1 protein-coding gene is annotated in these 1687 nt (G+C 72.7%); it reads left to right on the top strand.

Annotated features, from left to right (window positions below; translation table 11 throughout):
* A partial coding sequence (locus IEJ02_RS47700) for a type I polyketide synthase (protein ID WP_191070492.1) occupies positions 1-1687 on the top strand: 1687 nt, incomplete at both ends.

The following is a 1687-nucleotide window of genomic DNA, read 5'->3' on the forward strand; positions in this document are numbered from 1 at the left end:
TCACCAACTCGCGCCTGGTCGTGCTGACCTCTGGTGCCGTGGCCGCCGGTACGGATGAGCCGGTCGCCGACCTGGCCCATGCCGCCGTCTGGGGCCTGGTGCGCTCAGCCGAGTCGGAGAACCCCGGCCGGTTCGTCCTCGTCGACGTCGACAGCGCCGCCGATTCGCTGGCGGCGGTGCCGGATGCGCTGGCGTCGGGCGAACCGCAGGTGGCCGTGCGAGACGGGGTGCTGCGGGCGCCGCGACTGGCGCGGGCCGCCGTGGACACCGAGCAGCCGCTCGATGTCGACGCCGAGGGCACGGTGCTGGTGACCGGCGCGTCCGGCTCGCTGGGCGGGCTGATCGCCCGCCACTTGGTGGCGGAGCGCGGCGTACGCCATCTGCTGCTGGTCAGCCGTCGTGGTGACCAGGCGCCGGGTGCGGCCGAACTCACGGCCGGACTGGCCGAGTTGGGCGCCGAGGCGCGCTGGGCGGCGTGTGATGTGGCAGACCGGGACGCGCTCGCCGCGACCCTCGCCACCGTCCCCGCCGACCATCCGCTGACGGCGGTCGTGCACACGGCTGGTGTGCTGGATGACGGTGTGATCGGTTCGCTCACCCCCGAGCGTATGGCCGGGGTGCTGCGTCCGAAGGTGGACGCGGCGTGGAATCTGCATGAGCTGACCCGCGAGCTGGACCTGTCGGCGTTCGTGCTCTTCTCCTCGGCCGCCGGTGTGTTCGGCAATGCGGGGCAGGGCAACTACGCCGCTGCCAACGCCTACCTGGACGCGCTCGCCCAGCACCGCCGGGCCCATGGCCTGCCCGCCACCTCGCTGGCCTGGGGCCTGTGGGCCGACTCCAGCGGGATGACCGGTGAGCTGGACGACGCGGATGTGTCCCGGATGAGCCGGGGTGGTGTGGTGGCGCTCTCGGCCACCGAGGGTCTGGAGCTGTTCGACGCCGCGTACCGCACGGACGAGGCGCTGCTGGTGCCCGTACGGCTCGACCTGGCCGTGATGCGCGCCGAGGCCGCGTCGACCGGTGTGGTGGCGCCGCTGCTGCGGGGTCTGGTGCGGGTTCCGGCGCGGCGTGCGGCGGAGGGCGTGGCGGCGTCGGGTGCGCTGGCGCGGCGGCTCGCCGGGCTGACCGAGGCCGAACAGCTCGACGCCCTGCTGGAGCTGGTCCGTACGCAGGTCGCGGCCGTACTCGGCCATGACTCGCTGGACACCGTCGAACCGCATCGTTCCTTCCGTGAGCTGGGGTTTGACTCGCTGACGGCGGTGGAGTTGCGGAACGCGCTGGGTGCGGTGAGTGAGCTGCGGCTGCCCGCGACGCTGGTGTTCGACTATCCGACGCCTGCGGTGTTGGCGGAGTTCCTGCGTGCGGAGGTTGTGGGGGCCGCGGCCGCGGTGGCGGGTCCGGTGGTGGTGTCGGCCGCCGATGATGAGCCGATTGCGATCGTGGGTCTGGGTTGCCGTTATCCGGGTGGGGTGGAGACTCCGGAGGATCTGTGGCGGTTGGTCATGGAGGGCCGGGACGCGATCTCGGAGTTCCCCACCGACCGTGGCTGGGACCTGGACGGGCTCTACCACCCGGACCCCGACCACCCGGGCACCTCGTACTCCCGCGAGGGCGGCTTCGTCGACCGGGCGGGCCACTTCGACCCGGCGTTCTTTGGGATCTCGCCGCGTGAGGCGCTGGCGATGGA

The organism is Streptomyces sp. 5-10 (genome assembly GCF_014712245.1).
GTDB classification, from domain to species: Bacteria; Actinomycetota; Actinomycetes; order Streptomycetales; family Streptomycetaceae; genus Streptomyces; species Streptomyces violaceusniger.